Source organism: Hymenobacter psoromatis (assembly GCA_001596155.1).
Taxonomy (GTDB): domain Bacteria; phylum Bacteroidota; class Bacteroidia; order Cytophagales; family Hymenobacteraceae; genus Hymenobacter.
This window is the reverse complement of record CP014771.1, coordinates 1329952-1345238: the sequence shown is the minus strand read 5'-3', so window position 1 is coordinate 1345238 and position 15287 is coordinate 1329952. Positions and strand designations below refer to the sequence as shown.

Annotated in this window: 16 protein-coding genes; 7 read left to right on the top strand and 9 right to left on the bottom strand. The window is 65.0% G+C overall.

Going from position 1 to position 15287, the window contains the following annotated elements; all coding sequences use genetic code 11:
• Positions 1-3 precede the first annotated feature (3 nt).
• Entirely contained in the window at positions 4-246 is a 243-nt protein-coding gene (locus A0257_05725) for a hypothetical protein (GenBank protein ID AMR26653.1), read from the bottom strand.
• Between A0257_05725 and A0257_05720 the strand changes: the two genes are divergently transcribed.
• The 4 genes from A0257_05720 (at position 245) to A0257_05705 (ending at position 3693) form a co-directional block, all read left to right on the top strand.
• Entirely contained in the window at positions 245-967 is a 723-nt protein-coding gene (locus A0257_05720) for a hypothetical protein (GenBank protein AMR26652.1), read from the top strand. The two genes, A0257_05725 and A0257_05720, sit on opposite strands and share 2 nt — an antisense overlap.
• A gap of 83 nt (positions 968-1050) precedes the next feature.
• A complete protein-coding gene (locus A0257_05715) occupies positions 1051-2187 on the top strand; it encodes a hypothetical protein (GenBank protein ID AMR26651.1) in 1137 nt (378 codons plus the stop codon).
• Between the two features lie 50 nt (positions 2188-2237).
• Positions 2238-2705 carry a hypothetical protein gene (locus A0257_05710; GenBank protein AMR26650.1) on the top strand — a complete coding sequence of 156 codons (468 nt, stop codon included), beginning with the start codon at positions 2238-2240 and terminating at the stop codon, positions 2703-2705.
• A gap of 142 nt (positions 2706-2847) precedes the next feature.
• On the top strand, positions 2848-3693 hold the full coding sequence (locus A0257_05705; protein ID AMR26649.1) for a hypothetical protein: 846 nt from the start codon (positions 2848-2850) through the stop codon (positions 3691-3693).
• A 54-nt stretch (positions 3694-3747) separates the two neighbouring features.
• Here A0257_05705 and A0257_05700 read toward each other — a convergent pair whose 3' ends face one another.
• The 6 genes from A0257_05700 to A0257_05675 form a co-directional block, all read right to left on the bottom strand.
• On the bottom strand, positions 3748-4335 hold the full coding sequence (locus A0257_05700; GenBank protein AMR26648.1) for a hypothetical protein: 588 nt from the start codon (positions 4333-4335) through the stop codon (positions 3748-3750).
• Between the two features lie 48 nt (positions 4336-4383).
• Positions 4384-5202 (bottom strand): hypothetical protein, encoded by an 819-nt coding sequence (locus A0257_05695; GenBank protein ID AMR26647.1) that lies wholly within the window; start codon positions 5200-5202, stop codon positions 4384-4386.
• 131 nt (positions 5203-5333) lie between these two features.
• Positions 5334-6356 carry a hypothetical protein gene (locus A0257_05690; protein ID AMR26646.1) on the bottom strand — a complete coding sequence of 341 codons (1023 nt, stop codon included), beginning with the start codon at positions 6354-6356 and terminating at the stop codon, positions 5334-5336.
• A gap of 24 nt (positions 6357-6380) precedes the next feature.
• Complete coding sequence (locus tag A0257_05685) at positions 6381-7064, bottom strand: hypothetical protein (protein ID AMR26645.1); 684 nt, start codon at positions 7062-7064, stop codon at positions 6381-6383.
• Positions 7064-7936, bottom strand: a complete 873-nt coding sequence (locus A0257_05680) for a hypothetical protein (protein ID AMR26644.1) — start codon at positions 7934-7936, stop codon at positions 7064-7066. The genes A0257_05685 and A0257_05680 overlap by 1 nt, the downstream gene beginning before the upstream one ends.
• The gene (locus A0257_05675) at positions 7933-8394 is read right to left on the bottom strand and encodes a hypothetical protein (protein AMR26643.1); all 462 of its coding nucleotides are present in this window, start codon (positions 8392-8394) and stop codon (positions 7933-7935) included. Before A0257_05675 ends, A0257_05680 begins: the two co-directional genes overlap by 4 nt.
• 190 nt (positions 8395-8584) lie before the next feature.
• Here A0257_05675 and A0257_05670 point away from each other — a divergent pair, with 190 nt between their 5' ends.
• From A0257_05670 to A0257_05660, 3 genes are all read left to right on the top strand, one after another.
• Positions 8585-10018, top strand: coding sequence for a hypothetical protein (locus A0257_05670; protein ID AMR26642.1), 1434 nt, complete (start codon positions 8585-8587; stop codon positions 10016-10018).
• A gap of 107 nt (positions 10019-10125) precedes the next feature.
• Positions 10126-11661, top strand: coding sequence for a hypothetical protein (locus tag A0257_05665; protein ID AMR26641.1), 1536 nt, complete (start codon positions 10126-10128; stop codon positions 11659-11661).
• A gap of 127 nt (positions 11662-11788) precedes the next feature.
• Positions 11789-12514, top strand: a complete 726-nt coding sequence (locus A0257_05660) for a hypothetical protein (GenBank protein ID AMR26640.1) — start codon at positions 11789-11791, stop codon at positions 12512-12514.
• Between the two features lie 227 nt (positions 12515-12741).
• On the opposite strand, the gene A0257_05655 is transcribed toward A0257_05660, so the two are convergent.
• Complete coding sequence (locus tag A0257_05655; GenBank protein AMR26639.1) at positions 12742-13620, bottom strand: hypothetical protein; 879 nt, start codon at positions 13618-13620, stop codon at positions 12742-12744.
• A gap of 9 nt (positions 13621-13629) precedes the next feature.
• Positions 13630-14637 carry a hypothetical protein gene (locus tag A0257_05650; protein AMR29638.1) on the bottom strand — a complete coding sequence of 336 codons (1008 nt, stop codon included), beginning with the start codon at positions 14635-14637 and terminating at the stop codon, positions 13630-13632.
• Between the last annotated feature and the right edge of the window lie 650 nt (positions 14638-15287).

The following is a 15287-nucleotide window of genomic DNA, read 5'->3' as shown; positions in this document are numbered from 1 at the left end:
GAGTTAAGGTGAAGAGTTGGGGCTGTTTGGAGGGCGATGAGCAAGCGCCTGGCTGGCCAGGCAGGGGTAGGCAAAAGTATAGGCCAGGCGGCGGCCCGGCGCGGCGGCTAACGCTTCCGCGCGCGTTTCGGCGGTTTCGGGGGGCGCTCCGCACGCTTCGGCAACGGGCATTTTTGGCGGCGGGCGGGCGGCGGCACCTTTGACGCATTCTCCACCACCAACCACCTTGCCCCCTTTCTGAGTCATGAAAAAGTCGCTGCTTACCCTCGCCCTCGCCGCCGCTAGCCTGGCCGCCCTCGCCCAAACGACGCCCGCCGCCGCCCCGGTTTTGCCCGCTCCGGTGGCCACCGCGGCCCCTACCCCTGCCGGCTACGCCGAACTGCTGGGCGCGACCATTACGCAGGTGATGAGCACCGGCGACCCGGCCGAGCTAAAAGCCCTGGCCGCCAAGCTGGAGCGCGCCGCCACCGTGGCCCCCGCCGACTGGCTGCCGCGCTACTACCAGGCGTATGCCTTGGTCATCAACGTTTTCCAAAGCAAAGAAAACGGCGATGCCAAGGACAAAACCCTCGACCAGGCCGAGGCCGCGCTGGCCCAGGCCCACCTGCTGCAGAGCGACGAAAGCGAGCTGCTAACGCTGCAAGCCTACGCGTACCAGGCCCGGCTGGGCATCGCGCCCATGCCGCGCAGCGCGAAATATTCGCGCCTGGTAACCGAAGCCGTGGCCCAGGCCAAAGCGCAGAACCCCGCTAACCCGCGCCCCTACCTGGTGGGGGCCAACAACGTGTACTACACACCAAGTATGTTTGGGGGCGGGGCCGAGGCTGCCAAGCCACTTTATGAGGAGGCCAAAGCCCGGTTTGTCGCCTTCCAGCCGGCCGGGCCGCTCGCGCCTAACTGGGGCCAAAGCCAGGTGCTGGGCCGCCTCAAAAAATACGAGATAGCGGCCACGGCCACCAGCAAGTAGCCGCCTACCCCCCCCCCTCGCCGGGCCGCTTCGCCCCGGCAAGCGTTATTTTTATGGCCTCCTCATTCTTTTAGCTGCCTGCCGTGCCCTCCTTTTTGCCGCCCGCCCCCGCTGCCCCGCCCTACGCCGACCCGGCCCCGGCCGGCACGCCCTGGGTCACCACGGTGGAGCGCTCGCAGGTGCGGGCCTTTGGGCGGGTGCTGGGCTGGATAGTGCTGGCCAGCTTCGGCACGGCGGCCATGTTTGCGCCGCCGCCCTGGCGCGACCCGAAGAGCTACGCCATTTCGGTGGTCATTGCCTTCAGCTTCGCGGCGGGGCTGTGGTTTGCCAACGCCTACACCGCCGACCTGCTCAACGTGCGCACCGGCTGGAGCGAACAGCCCATGCGGCGGCTGCTGGTCACGGTGGGTTTTTCGTTTCTGGCCTCGCTGCTGGTGATAGTGGTGGTGCGGGAGAGTTTCTCCATGTTGCTTAGCCACCGCGCGCTGGGCTACTCCTTGCGGCACCGCTTCTGGTCCGAGTCGGCCTTTTCGCTGCTGATGACGGTGATTATCTCGCTCTTTATGCACTCGCGCTCGTTTTTGCTGGCCTGGCGCGAGGCCACCGTGCGGGCCGAGCGGCTGGAAAAAGAATCGGCCGTGGCCCGCCTCGACTCCTTGCGCCGGCAGGTGGACCCGCATTTTCTCTTCAACTCACTCAACGCCCTCACCTCGTTAGTAGAAGAAAACGACCCGGCCCGCGCCGTGCGCTTCATCCGCCAGCTCAGCAGCGTGTACCGCTACGTGCTCGACAGCCAGAGCCAGGAGCTGGTGCCGCTGGCGGAAGAATTGCAATTTGCCGAGGCCTACGTTTTTCTGCAGAAAACCCGCCTCGACGAAGCCCTGCAAGTCGAATTCACTATCCCAAGCACCAAGCCCCAGGCACCAGGCCCCAACTTCTACCTGCCGCCGCTGGCCTTGCAGCTGCTGCTCGAAAACGCCCTCAAGCACAACGCTGCCTACCAGGCCGACCCGCTGCGCCTGCGCGTGACCGTGGATGCCGCCGCCGCGACCCTCACCGTGCGCAACACGCTGCGCCCCCGCCGCCTGCCCGCCAACGAAGCCTCGGGCCGCGGCCTGGCCAACCTGCGCGCCCGCTACGGCTTTCTCACCCCGCGGCCGGTGGCGGCCGGGCCGGTGGGCGGCGAGTTCGTGGTTACTTTGCCGCTGCTGGCGCTGTAAGCGCGGGGCTGTGTAGCATGGTAAAAGAAAGGACGTATGCGCTGCTAGGGTTGGCCACCGCGCTGCTAGTGGGCCTGATTTGGCTGTTCACCAGCTGGGCCGCTACCCCCGATGCCTACCCCGACGTGGCTGGGGCGCTGCGGCAGGCCCGCCCCGCCGACGTGGAAAGCATCACCTGCTACCCCCTGCTGCCCGACCGGCGCGGGCGACCAGCCCGCCCGTTTCAGCTGCGCACGGCCGCCGCCATTGCCCCGCTGCTGCGGGCGTTGCGGCAGATGCGGCCAGTTATTGTTGATAAACAGACGTTTAACCCCCTGATAGAAACTACGGTGATGGTGCGCCTGCGGCCGGAGCTGGCGTCGGCGTGGCATCTGCACAGCCGCGCCATCATCTGGCGGCTGGCGCTGGCCGCCGAGGGCGACGTGGCGCTGCGGGCCTACAGCTCGGTCGTGTGTCAAAGCACCGCGCTCAACCGGCGCGTGCGGCAGCTGCGCGACAGCGTGGATGCGGCCAATTGAGAAGTAAAATCGTCTGTCATTGCGAGCTTGCGAGGCAATCGCACCCGCACGGCACTCGCACGATTTTGTTCTGGTGCGATTGCTTCGCTTCGCTCGCAATGACAACTGATTCAGCTAGTTACCCAACCATCAAGCCTACCCCATGCTCCGAGCCTTACTCGTGGAAGATGAGCCGCTGGCCGCCCGCCGCCTCTCCAATCTGCTGCACAAGCAAGCCGTGCCGTTTGAGATACTCGGGCCGGCCGAGTCGGTGGCGCAGGCCGTGGCCCTGCTGCAAGCCAGCCCCGCGCCCGACGTGCTCTTTCTCGATATTCACCTGGCCGATGGGCTCAGCTTTGAGCTATTCGAGCAAGTGCCAATCACCTGCCCCGTCATCTTCACCACCGCCTACGACCAGTATGCCCTGCGCGCCTTCAAGGTCAACAGCGTTGATTACCTGCTCAAACCCATTGACGAGGGAGAATTGCGCGGCGCGGTGGACAAGCTGACGCGGCGACTGGGCGCATCTGCCGCTCAAACCCCGGATTTTAGTATAAAAAGTTCGGTTTCCAGCACAAAACTCGCCGATGTACCCGGCCTGGATGCCGCGACATTGGCGGCGCTCCTTCAGCAATTGCGCCAGCCCGCGCCCACGGCCAGCTACAAAACGCAGTTCGTGGTGCGCGTGGGCGAGCACCTCAAAGTGGTACCCGTGGAGCAGGCCGCCTACTTTTTCAGCCTCGAAAAGACTACCCTGCTGCAAAGCACCGACGGCCGTAAGTACGTGGTTGACTACACGATGGAGCAGCTCGAAAGCCTGCTCGACCCGGCCCGGTTCTTCCGCCTCAACCGGGCCTTCCTGGCGCAACAGTCCGCCATCGCCGACATCATTCACTACACCAACTCGCGCCTGCAAACCATCCTCAAGCCCGTCCCACCCGCGAGCGAAGGCCCCGTGCTGGTGAGCCGCGAAAAAGTAAGCGTCTTCAAAAGCTGGCTCGATAGATAGGGGTAGGAATAAAAATGGGCGGGTAGGGAGCCGAATGCTGCGGCGAGCTAAAGCTTACGCTGCTTTGCGTAATCTCTTCAATTCCAGCGCAAAGCCGGGTAGCACCGGCTCACCGCTTAAGAGTTGGTCGAAACCCACCAGGGGCCGCACGGGCTGGCCGGGCTCAAAAACGTACACCGATTCGCTGGCCGGCACGAGCAGCCAGCCCAGCCGGGCGCCGGCTTCGAGCCAGTGCTCCATCTTGCGCATGGTGTCGGTGAGGCGGTCGGAAGGCGAGAGCAATTCGGCCACGAAATCGGGGCAGATGCGGGCGAAGCCCCGCCGTTCGTCGGCACTAAGGGCATCCCAGCGAGCCCGCGCAATCCAGCTGGCATCGGGCGAGAGCATGGCCCCGGTCGAAAGCGTGAAGCCAGCCGACGAGTCGAAGGTGATGCCCAACTCGTGCTCAACATTCCAGTTGGCCAGTTGGCGCGAGATTTCACTATTGGTAGAGCCGGTTTCGGAGCTGGCGGGGGGCATAATCGTGATTTGGTGGTTGGTATCGCGCTCGATGCGCAGGTCGCGGTGGTCCTGGCAAAACTCGAAGAACTCCGCGTCGGTGAGGCGGTCCAGCACGGCGGTTTTTAGTTTGATAGCGTCCATAATTAAGCTAGGGTCAGGCCCCAAGATACGTAAAAAATGAGCCCGTGCCTACCCCTCCAGCCAGCTCTTCACGGCGCTGGTTTTCTCCTTGCTCACCAGAATTTCGTCGGTAGGGGCGGGGCTCAGCTCCACCAGCAGCTTGCCGCCGAAGTGGGGCACCAGCCGGCGCACGGCCGGCAACTGAGCCAGCAGCTGGCGATTGAGCCGGAAGAAGTGGGCCGGGTCGAGTAGCTTCTCCAGCTGCTCCAGGGTGTACTCGACCACGAAGCGGCGGCCGTCGTGGGTGGCGAGCGTGGTGGTTTCGTGGCGGCTCTGAAACCAGGCTGCTTCGGCGGCGGGCAGGGGCAGCAGCGTTTCGCCCTGCCGCACCAGAAACCGCGTCTTGTACGGCTGCTGGGGCCGGGGCAGGGCATCGAGCAGGCGCTCCAGGGGGGAGTTAAGAGTTAGGAGCTCAGCGTTAGGAGTTAATTCAGATGGGCTTTCTGACCCAATTCTTAACGCTGAACTCCTAACTCTTAACTTTCTCAAAGCGGCCTGTAAGTCGGCCAGCTTGAGGGGCTTCAGCAAATAATCGATGCCATTGGCCCGGAAGGCTTGCAGCGCGTACTGGTCGTAGGCGGTGGTGAAGATGACCGGGCTGCGCACCAGCGTTTGGGCAAATATGTCGAGGCTGAGGCCATCGGCCAGCTGAATATCGCTGAGGATGAGGTCGGGCGCGGGGTGGCTGTCGAGCCAGGCCAGCGCGCCGGCCACCGTGTCGAGCACGGCCAGCACCTGCGCCGTGGGCGCCGCCTGGGCCAGCAGCCGCTGCAGCCGCTCGGCGGCCGGGTATTCATCTTCGAGAAGGAGAATGTGCAGCGGGGGCATGGCGGACTGGAATGGAAATAAAAGGACGCCAGTTAGTAGCGCGAACTTTCCAGTTCGTGCGCGAGCACAGCGAGCATGGTCGTCCGGTCCCGACTGCTCGCTGTGCTCGCGCACGAACTGGAAAGTTCGCACTACGGGCCGGGCGGCAGCAGGGGCAGCGCCACGGCAAAGATGCCGCCCGCCTGCGTTACCGCCACTGGCCGGGCAGCGCCGAGCAGGGCATAGCGCTGACGCACGTTGGCCAAGCCCATGCCGGTGCCGGGGACCAGGCCGGCGGCGCGCGGCTGCCAGGTGTTTTCGACGCGCAGGGTGTGGCCCTCGGCCACCAGGCGCAGGTGTAGCGGCCGCGCCCGCGAGGCCTCGTTGTGCTTGAAAGCGTTCTCGACCAGCATCTGCACGCTGAGCGGGGCCACGTGCCGGGCCAGCAAGGGGGTAGGGAGGTCGTAGCTCACCTGCACATTCTCGCGAAAGCGCACTTTTTGCAAGGCCACGTAGGTCTGCACGAAGGCCAGCTCCTCGGCCAGCGGCACGGTGGGGCGCTCGCGGCTCAACAGCACGTAGCGGTACACATCGGCCAGGCCCTCCACGTAGCGCTGGGCGGACTCGTTTTCGGGGTCGATGAGGGCCGATAAGGTATTGAGCGAGTTGAACAAAAAGTGCGGGTCGAGCTGCTGGGCCAGGGCGTCGAGCTGGGCCTGTTGCTGGGCCTGGGCCAGGTGGTCGGCCCGGCGCAGGTTAGCTTGCCACTGCTCGAAGAAATACCTGCTTTCGTAAAGGATATTGACCAGGAGCGTGGGCAGCAAGTTGAAGCCAATGGCCAGCAGCTCGTCGGACCACCGCAACGGGAAATAAGCCGGCAGCAGCAGACGCAACGGCTCGCGCAGCAGCCCCGTGGCCAGGGCCGTAAACAAGGCCGAGAGCCCCACCAGCGCCGACAAGCGCCGGGCCGTCTGGTCGGCCTGGGGCAGCCGGCCGAGCAGCCACGCCCACAGCGCCCGGTTTCCGAGCCACAGGGCCGTGGTGAAATAAAGCGAAATGCCCCAGCTAATAAAAAACTCCGGGTTGGCCCCGAAGCCGCGGAGCGGCCTCGTCAGCAGGGTAATCAAAAAGCTCAGCGCCGGAATGCCGATGAGCTGAAAGCGGCGGTCGTTCATGCGGCGCTGGCCAGAAAGTGGCCCCTAAGCTACCACGGCCCCGGCAGCCACCGGCACCCGGCGGCGCTGCCAATACGTGCGCCCCATGAAGCCCAGCGCCAGGCTCACGCCGAGCACCGATGGTAGAAACTGACTGTAGGGCTGATAATTCACCAGCACATTGCCCGAAAAAGCCGACAGCAGCGCCCCATAGGTACTCACCATTTTCCAGATGTGCTCGTAGCGCCAGGCCCCGCGCCGCCAGCGCGGCAGCCACGCATACCGGCTTAAATCATAGCTGGTTATGCCCAGCAGCAGGCCCAGCGTGCTGTACATCACCACCGGCGACCACACCAGCCGGATGCGGGGCAGGGCCAGCAGAAACACCAGCCCGCCCGCCAGAAACGCCGCCGCCGCCAGCCCGTCGCGCCGGGTGGGGCCGCTGGCCCGAATGGGCACCGTGCGGTAGCCCGCGTAGGCCTGGTAAGTGGTCAGCAGCACAATTGCCGTGAGGAAAGGCCGGAAGTTGAACACCGCCAGGCCCAGCCCGGCCGACAGCAGCACCACCACTACCAGCCCCAGAAACCAGCGCCCCAGCCGCCCGTGCGCCGGGCCGCCCTTGCGCGCCAGTAGCGGGCCTAGTCCCACCAGCAGGGCCAGGGTGCCAAAGGCAATGTGCGTGAAGATGTTGAGGCGATGCAACGCTTCCATAAAACCAGCTAAAAGCATTAAAAAATCAGCAGGGGCCGCCCCGCCAGCGCCTGCGCCAGCAGCCCGGCCACCGCCGCCGCGTACAGCGCCGTGCCAACCCAGGTGAGGGCCACCGCCCGGCGCGGCACCCAGCGGCCCAGCGCCCAGCCCAGCAGCGGCAGCGCCTGCAAGGCGTGCAAGCCCATAAAATGCGCCACGCGCAAGTCGCCGGCCACGGTGCTCCAGCCCAGGCCGGGCAGGCCAGGGCCGCCGTCGGGCGCGCCCACCGTATGCTGCTGATTATGAATCATGAAGCTGCCCAGCACCGAGCCCACCAGAAACACCAGCAGCCCCAGCCGCAGGCCCCACACGTAGCCCGCCGACCCGTGCGGCCGGTAGCGCCAGGCCAGGTACCCGGCCCAGATGGTCATGACCGTATTGACAAGAATAAAAATCCCCATCAAACCGAATAAAAGGCCATTAACCGGGCTGCTCACGTTGTAGTGCGAGGCCACGCCGCGCCCGGCCTGAATGAAAATAACGATTATCTCGACCACCATGCTCAGGGCTACTGCCCCGCTGAGGCGGCGCACGCTGCGCTGCGCCGGGGCGGGCAGGTCGGCCAGCAGCCAGGCCAGCGTCCAGGTATAGGCCAAGCCCGAAATTGCGAATTTGAGCGGCTTGAGCCACACCAGCGCCCCAGTTACGTGGCGGTGGTCGAGGGGCAGCAGCGCCAGCGCCGCCACTACCAGGCCCACGTGCAGCCAGCCGGTGTAGCTCAGGGCAGGGTTCGCGCGGTGCAGCACGCGCAATGCCTCGGCCAGACGCTGCCCCAGGCCAGGCGCGGCCGGCGCGGCGGCATTGCGGTAGAGAGAGGGGGGTAGGGATTGGGAAAGCATCAGCGTTTTCATGAGGCGTAAGCGGTTGAGAGTGAATCAGAAGATTTGTCGCTAAAAATCCGGCGCACGCCGAAATACACCAGCAGCCCCACCGGCCCAAACAGGAACGTGAGCGCCAGCGCCGGCACCAGCCAGCCGTGGGGCACCCCGCGCCGCTGGGCATCGCGCACCTCCCAGGCCCCGGTAAATAGGTCAAAGCACAAGTAATGCACCCAGCCCGCCAGCAGCGCCCACGGGTCTTGGAACAAGGCCGCCACCTGCGCCAGCGAGCCGAAGCCGCCCTCGCCACCGTGGCCGTTGAGGTAGTGCGTGGTGATGAGCGCCGCGTAGGCCACCGCCAGCCCCAGCGGCCACGCCCCGCTGAGCACCAGCAGCTTGGTAAACCGCCAGCGCGGGGCCAGCACCAGCAAGGCCCAACCCACCATCGCGAGCGGGTTGGCTAGGGAAAACAGGAAGTCGGGCGTTGGCATGGGGTGGTTTGAAAGGGGTAGGAGCTGCGTCAAAACTACGGGTTCCCTACCCCCCCTCGCCAGCCCAAACGGGGTGAAGCCGCCTATCCCGGTGGCCACTTCACCAAAAGCACGGGGCGAAGCAACCACCAGCACCCGCCCGGACTCTGTATATTTCCCTACCTGTTTCCACCTCAGCCATTTGCCGCGAATGCTGCTCCTACCCGCCCTCACGCTGGGCACCGCGCTCCACCTGCTAGCCGCGCCCGGCCCGCCCATCACCCGCTTCAGCGGCCACCTCAACCACGCGCCGGCCGGCGATACGGTGCGTCTGTTCGTGGGCGAGCAGCGCGTGAAAACGCCCCTCAGCCCCGGCGGCGACTTCCAGTTTGAGTTTAAAGACCTGCAAGCCACTACCCCGGTGCATTTTACCTACGCCGGGCAAAGCACCCGCCTCTACCTGCTGCCCGGCGACCAGCTGCGGATGACGCTCGATTTCAAGGATTTCGATAAGAGTGTGGTCTACAGTGGCCAGGGTGCCGACGTGAACAACTACCTGGCCCAGGCGCAGTGGAAATTTGAGTACAGCCCGCCCGGCGACGAGCCCCGGCCGATGGACCAGCTCCGGCAAAATCCCGGCCTTGCCCCCACCGAAATGCGCCATAATGCCGACACGTTTCGGCAGAAGCAGCTGGCTTTTCTGGCGGCCTACGCCCAGGCGCACCCGCTGCCGGCCAGCTTCCGGCACGATGCCAAATTTCTGATTAACGTGCAGTGGGGCAAGCAGCTACTCGATTACGTGGGGTATCGCCGGGGCCAGCAGCCTAGTGAAGCAAGTCCGCCGCCGCCCTTGTCAGAAGCCTATTTCAGCTTTCTGAAAGAAGTGCCGCTGAGCGAGCTTAGTCAGCATTTTCGGGGGTTGGATGAGAATACGGTGGTGGGCTGGTTTCTTAATGCCTACCAGGACCGCCTGGTGCCCTCGGGCAAGCTCAGCACCGACCCCGCCGAAGGTCCGCGTATCTACCAGCTGGCCACGCGGGAGCTGGGCACTACCCGAGCCCGCAAGATGTCGATGGAGATGCTGATGTTCAATAAGTTGAGCGACGACCTGCCGGGCGTGCTGGCGCTCTACCCCACTTTTCGGCTGCATAATGCCGATTCGACGGTGGCCAGCGACCTGCGCCAGGCTATCGCTAGCCGGCAGCTCGTAGGCGATGGCAAGCCCGCGCCCGATTTCACGCTGGTTGATAATACGGGCAAGCCAGTGTCGCTCGGCGATTTCAAGGGCAAAGTGGTGTACCTCGACTTTTGGGGCACGTGGTGCGGCCCCTGCCTGAAAGAGATGACCGAATTCGCGCCGGCTTTGAAAAAGCAGTTTGAGGGCCGCGACGTCGTATTTCTTTACATCTCAGTGGGCGACCCGGAAGCCAAATGGCAGCAAACCCTGGCTGATAAGCACTTTACCAGCGCCAACAGCGTGCATCTGCGCGCGGCCGGCCCGAGCGAGGCCGTGGCCTACCAGGTCAATGGCTACCCCAGCTACTACCTCGTGGGCCGCGATGGCCGCTTTATCAAAATGCACGCCCCGCGCCCCTCCGATGGTGCCAAAACCGTGGCCGCCATTGAGGCCGCGCTGGCGCGCTAGCCGCCCGGCCGGGGGTAGGGCGGGTTATCTTTGCGGAGCCGGTCCCCATCCCCGGCCGCTGCCTTATGGCGTTGAGTTGCCGCGCTGCCAGGCGTACCGGGTTGCTAATGAAAACGTTGGCCTGGCTGCTGCTAAGCACCTGGCCGCTGGTCGCCGCTGCCCAAACCCAGCTGGCGCGGCGGGCGCCGCCGGCGCGCCGGCCCGCCCTACCCCCCCCGCCGCCCTTCAAGGCGCCGCCTTTTCGGGCGGCCCCGGACGCAGTGGCCATTGGCAATGGCGTAGTAGTGAGCGGCCACCTCGATGCCGTGACGGCCCCTACCATCAGCCTCAGCTACGCGCCCGACTGGCGCGGGCGCCCCACCCAGACGGTGACGGCCAAGGTGAGCCCGGCCGGTGATTTTCGGCTGGCCCTACCCCCCCTGGCCGCGCCCACTGAGGCGCGCCTGGGCTACGACGGCGAGTTCGCGACCCTCTACCTCACACCCGGCGACGAGCTGCGGCTGGCCTTCGACCCCGGCCGCCTCGACCAGACTATTGCCTTCACCGGCGGCGGGGCCGGTGCCAATAACTACCTGGCCCAGAGCTACCTGCTGGCCAGCCAGGACGATGAGGCCCGCCGCACGCCCGACGCCCGCGCCGCCACCCTCAGCGCCGCCGAGCTGCGCCGCGCCGCCGATGCCTACCGCCAGCAGCGGCGGGCGGCGCTGGCCACTTTTGCGGCGGCGCACCCGCTGCCGGCGGCTTTTCTGCGCCAGCAGCAGCAGGCCCTCGACTACGAGTGGGCCAGCTCGCTGCTGAGCTACTATTCGCGGCAGTCGGCCCAGCGGCGGCGCGATGGCTATGCTACGCTGCCCGTTGATTATTACGAGTTTATGCGCGATTTGCAGCTCGACCGGCGCGATTCGGCCCTCACCCAAAGCGCCTTCCAGAGCGTGCTGATGACCTACGGCTTCACTCAGTTTAACGACCCGGATGGCAACCTGCCCACCGGCCGCGACGCCGGTGCCCGCCTCTACCAGCGGGCCACCGACGTGCTCGGCGATGGCCGCGTGCGCGACGTGACCGTGGGTCAGTATCTGCTGGGCAAGGTGGAAAGCGAGCACACCGACATTCGTCCGCTGCTGCCCGATTTTCGGGCTCATAATCACGACTCGACCATTGCCCGCGCCCTGCGTCAGGCCGTGCGCACCCACCTGGGCCTGGCCACCGGCCAGCCCGCGCCCGACTTCACCCTGCCCGATGCCAGCGGCCGGCTGGTAGCGCTCAGCAGCCTGCGCGGCAAGGTAGTGTACCTCGACTTTTGGGCTACCTGGTGCGCGCCCTGCCTGGCCGAAATGCCCGCCAGCCTGGCCCTGCGCCAGAAATTCGCGGGCCGCGACGTGGTGTTTCTCTACGTGTCGCTCGATAGCAAGGCCGCCGACTGGCAGCGCTACCTGGCCACCAAGCAGCCCGCCAGCCCCAACGCCGTGCAGCTGCACGACGGCGCGGCCTTCGACGGGGCGGCCGCCAGGGCCTTCGCGGTGCAGTCCATTCCCAGCTACTGGCTCATTGGCCGCGATGGCCGCATTCTTGCTAACCCGTCGTTGCGGCCTTCTACCAGCCCAGCCATCGATAACGCCCTCGAGCAGGCGTTGAAACCTTAGGGGCACCGCCCGGTTAAGCTCCTCTATATTATTACTATTTTAACGGCCCGGCCGCGCGTTGCGTATGGGCCTCGTGAAAGGATTGATTTGTTTGTTTACGTTTACTAATCAGCTAGTTCGGGCTTGCTTGGGAGCGCGCAGCTGGCTCGTGCTGGGGCTGCTGGCGGCCTTGGCATCGCCGGCCGGGGCCGCGCCGGCCCTGGCCCCGCGCGATACCGCGCGGCCCGCCCCGGTGTTTGCCCGCCGCCGCCTGGTCGTGCAGATTGACTCGCGCTACTCCATCATCAACAGCAAGTTTTCCATCATCAACGGCGTCAAGCTGGGGCTGGAATGGCGCGGCCGCGTGCGCACCGGGGCCGCGTTCTATTTCCTCAGCAGCCGCATCCCTACCCGCCTCGAACCGCCCGACAACGCCGCCGACGAGGCCGATGCCACCCTGCGCTTCTACAACGTGGCCCTCTACGGCGAGTACATCGTGCTCGAAAACCCGCGCTGGGAGTTGGGCGCTAACCTGCAGGGCGGCATGGGCGCGGTGCGCATCGAGTATACCAACGAGGACTACAACCGCGTGCGCTCGCCGCGCGACTTTATCGCGCTCGTCGAGCCCTCGATGGCGGCCCAGATGCGGCTTTTCTCGTGGGCCAGCCTGGGCGCGGGCGCGGGCTGGCGGCAGCCGCTGTTCGTGCCCGAAGTGGTGCGCCGCGAAATCAGCGGCCCCGTTTTCTACGTGCGGGCCAAGCTGCTCATCGGCCCGCTCATTCGGGTAGTGCGCCGCCGCGAGCCGCTTTTTTCGCAAAAAGACCTGCGTATTCACGGCATAAATAATCAGACCCGCCAAAAATTCCTGCGCTAAACCCCGCCATTCAGGTAAGAGTTAGGAGTTAAGCCCCCTGTGGACTGATTCTTAACTCTTAACTGCTGTTACGCCCTATCTTATTCGAGATGGCAAGGGGGAGTAGCGCGAACTTTGTAGTTCGCGTCCCCGCGCCGTTAGCATCAACCAAACGGCGCGGGGACGCGAACTACAACGTTCGCGCTACTCCCCGTTGCGTAACAGCAGCTCTTAACTGAACACCGCCCCTACTTGCCGGTCGAATAAGTAAAGCCAACCGTGAGGTTGGTGTTGAGGGAGCTGCGGTTTTCAACCGCGATACTCTCGTAAGAATACGTGTAGGCGGCCGTGAGGGCCAGGTGGCGGCTCACGCTAAAGCCCAGGCTGCTAGTAGTATTGATGCGGTAGTCGTTGGCAAAATCCTGTAGCGAGGGCTGGTAGAAGCCCAGCGCCGTGAACACTACCGGCCCCTTGCTGAGCCGCAGCTTGAGGCGCGTGGAGGAGCGGGGCACCTGCCGCCGCAGCCCTTCGAGGTATTCGGTGTGCTCATAGATAAAAATCTGGCTGACCGTCACCTCATTGCGCAGCGTATCGAGGTAGAACTGGTAGCCTACCCCCGCGCCCACCACGAAGCGCCGCGCAATGGCGCGCAGGTTGCTCTGCTCGCCCTCGGCCAGGGCGTAGTATTTGAGGCGGCCGCGCCGGTAGGCCGGCGTGAACAGGCCCATCAATTCGCGCTCGCGCAGCAGGCCATCCTGCTTGCCGTAGCTGTAGTTGAGGGCCGCCGGCAGCAGCCAGTGCTTGCCCAGGGCCAGGTTGCCGGTGTGGCTGGTAGTGAAGTAGATACGCTCTACCGTGCCCGAGCTATAAATGCCCGTGAGCGCCGCCGTGTAGCGAATGCCCTGGCTACTCACATTGTACGTTTCAAACCCGGAGGAGGGCAGGCCACCGGCCGCGCTGGCGCTGGGCGCCACCACCGGCGCGGCCGTAGTATCGGCCTCGCTGTGCGTGCTGGTCGAGTCGGGCGTTTGGGCGAGGGCCAGGGCCGGCAGCGCCAGGCTCGTGGTGGCCAGCAGGCCGGCCCGCCAGCGCCGCCGCTGCCCAAAAAAGCTGGCTAATCTATTCATCAACAATAATTAAGGTTTACGGCGGGGCGGTTCCACACCCCGCATCGTGGCCGCCCGGTCGAGCTTGCCCGAGGCCGTTGACTTGAAAGCCGGCACGTAGAGCACCGCCTTGGGCACCTCGTATTTGCCGAGGCGCCCGGCCAGCAGGCCGAGCAGGTTGCGCTCGGTGGGGGGGGGTAGGGCGGCGCCCTCCACGTAGGCCGTCACGGCCTGGCCCAGGCGCTCATCGGGCCGGCCGGCCACAAAGGCGCGGCGCGTCTGCCCCAGCTCGGCCAGGGCCACGTCGAGCACCTGCTCCACTTTCTCGGCCTGCACCTTCACGCCGCCCGAGTTAATGACGAAATCGACCCGGCCCAGCCAGTCAAAAGTATGTTTATCCAGCAGCTCGATGCGGTCGTTGGTCGTGATAAGCTGGTCGTCGGTCACGTCGCCGCGCACCGTGAGGCAGCCGCGCTCGTCCTGGCCCAGGTGCAGGCCGGGCAGCACGCGGTAGTGCGCGCTGGCTTTGGGCGTATTCAGCAGCCGCAGGGCCATGTGCGAGGCGGTTTCGGTCATGCCATACGTCAGGTACACCGGCACTCTCAGCTTCTGAATCTCCGTCAATAAGCTGGGCTCCACGCCCGCGCCGCCCACCAAAATGGCCCGCATTTTATCCAGCCGCCCGGCCCGGCCCGCTGCCAGCACGGCCCGCAGCTGCAAGGGCACGAAGGCCGCAAAGTCGAACTCGGCGTCGGCCGGCACAAAGTCAAACGGGTCGGCGTGCGGCTCCACGATGGTCAGGTGCAGGTGGCGCACCAGCCCGCGCACCAGCATCATCTTGCCCCCAATAAAATCGCAGTTGAGGCAGACCAGCGCCCGGTCGCCAGGCCCCAGGTCGAAGTAGTCGCCGGTGCGGGCCGCCGAGGCCGCCAGCTGCCGCCGCTTCAGCACTATCAACTGCGGCTGCCCGGTGCTGCCCGACGTGCGCAGCCCAAATTCCTGGGCGCCCGTCAGCCACTGGCGCAGCAGCTCCAGCACCTTGGCCTCGTAGCCATTGAGGCTGGCGTGGGGGGTAGGGCTTTGTTGCAGGCTTTCGTAGCTGAATTCGCGGCCGTTGAGCAGCAGGGAAGTGGGGAGGTTGGAGCTAGGCATAGGGCAAAATTACGGCTCTGGAGCTTGCCTGGCTACTAGCCGCGCCTCGGTGGTGGGGTAGCGCACCTTGTCCACAACAAACGGCGCTGCCCACCACTGGCTAAAACAAGCCGCCGTAAGGTCACCGTTTTTGCTTCGCTGGTGGCCCCAGAAAAACAGGAATTTCACCCGCTCTTTCTTTTCAATCTTGGCAATGAGCCATTCTAACTCTACTTTGGCAAGTTATAAACTGCTGCTTGCAACGGCTTCTAGTACAGGTGTTTTCACCGCGGAAGACGCAGCGGGCTTCGCGGAAGAGTCGCAGAGGTCGTTCTTCTGCGACTCTTCCGCGAAGCCCGCTGCGTCTTCCGCGGTGAAAACACGTTAACCTGCCAAAGTAGAGCTAAACTGTAAGGCATAAGACACAAAATCAGGCAACGGCTACCGGCCCCACGTGCAGGTAGTTGACAACGTAGTATATACCCTGCAAAAGCGCAGCTTCGCCACCACCAACGCGCTCGAAGGCCTGAAAATAGCAGCGATAATCGAGCGCATTT